The sequence below is a fragment of the Planktothrix paucivesiculata PCC 9631 genome (genome assembly GCF_900009265.2).
GTDB classification, from domain to species: Bacteria; Cyanobacteriota; Cyanobacteriia; order Cyanobacteriales; family Microcoleaceae; genus Planktothrix; species Planktothrix paucivesiculata.
This window is the reverse complement of record NZ_LR735057.1, coordinates 1-1511: the sequence shown is the minus strand read 5'-3', so window position 1 is coordinate 1511 and position 1511 is coordinate 1. Positions and strand designations below refer to the sequence as shown.

Below are 1511 nucleotides of genomic sequence, written 5' to 3'. Positions count from 1 at the left end.
CCCACCGCCGACTTAGCCCTAAGTACAGACTATTATGTAGAAATTGCCCCAACCGCCATTCAAGACAAAGCCGGAAATCCCTATACTGGTATCAGTGGCAATACAACCTGGAACTTCAAAACCGTTGATGCTCCACCTGCCATTCCCCCCGTCAACCTTTTCCTATCCCAAACCACAGGCAGCGAAGCCGGGACAACCAGTATTACCGTCACCGCCACCGCAGCAGCAGCCGTTATTGGCGACCAAACCCTAGACCTGGTGTTAAGTGGAGATGCCAGTCTAGCCGATTTCATCGCACCAGTCCCCAACAAAATCACCATTCCCAACGGTAGCAGCAGTGGACAAGTCACCTTCACCATTGTTCATGACCACCTCGACGAAATCGACGAAACCGCGACTCTGACCATTAGTAACCCCAGCGCTGGAATCGTATTAGGGCCAGACATTACAGACAGTTTCACCATCATCGACAACGACAGCGCCGGATTTCAAATTCAACCCATCAGTGGCAATACCAGCGAAGCCGGAGGTCAAGCCAACTTTGACCTGCGCCTCCTGAGTCAACCCAGCGCCGATGTCAGCCTCAGTTTCAGTAGTAGCAACACCGCCGAAGGTACCGTCGCCCCCACCACCGTCACCTTTACCCCCGCTAACTGGAACAGTTATCAAACCATCACCGCCACCGGGGTAGACGATTTAGCTGCCGACGGAGATCAGTCCTACAAAATTCTCAGTACCCCCGTCATCAGTGCCGATAGCACCTACAACAACTATAAACTCGCCGATGTCGATGTCATCAACACCGATAACGACATCCCTGGAGTCACAATTACCCAATCGGGAGGCAGTACCAATCTCACAGAAGCCGGAAAAACAGATACTTATGAAATACAATTAAATACTCAACCCCTGGGGAATGTCGAAGTTACTCTTACCTCCGATGCCCAAGCCGAAATCAGCTTAGACGGCGTTAACTTTGCCCCATCTCAAATCGTCAACTTCACCCCCACCACGGGCATCACTCCCCAAACTATTACGGTCAGGGCGATTGATGATGGTGTTGCTGAACATAATCACAGCAGTAGTATTACCCACGCGATTACTAAAAGCACAGCCCCTAACTATCCCACCACCCGACCCATTGGTGCGGTGAATGCCCAAATTGTTGATAATGATATTACCTACAATGTGATTGGCAGCAGCACCCAGATTGCAGAAGGGAATACAGGTAGCCAAGTCGTCAGTTTCACCATTAGCCGGGACGGGGAGACTCAACAGGCCAGTAGCGTTGATTTCAGTTTAGGAGGCACCGCCAGCGTTGGTACAGATTACAATAACGTTCTGGTCAGTGGTAGTGGAGTCAGTGCTACGGGCAGTAAGATTAATTTTGCTCCCAATGCCACCACTGCCACGATTGCGGTCGAAATCCTGGGTGATACTGTTGTTGAAGCTAACGAAACCCTAGAACTTAGTCTGAGTAACGGTAATACCGCCGGGACAACTACAATTAC

At 50.6% G+C, this 1511-nt stretch carries 1 protein-coding gene; it reads left to right on the top strand.

What is annotated here, in order from left to right; translation table 11 throughout:
* On the top strand, window positions 1–1511 hold a 1511-nt coding region (locus tag PL9631_RS25595), incomplete at both ends, for a Calx-beta domain-containing protein (protein ID WP_231516861.1).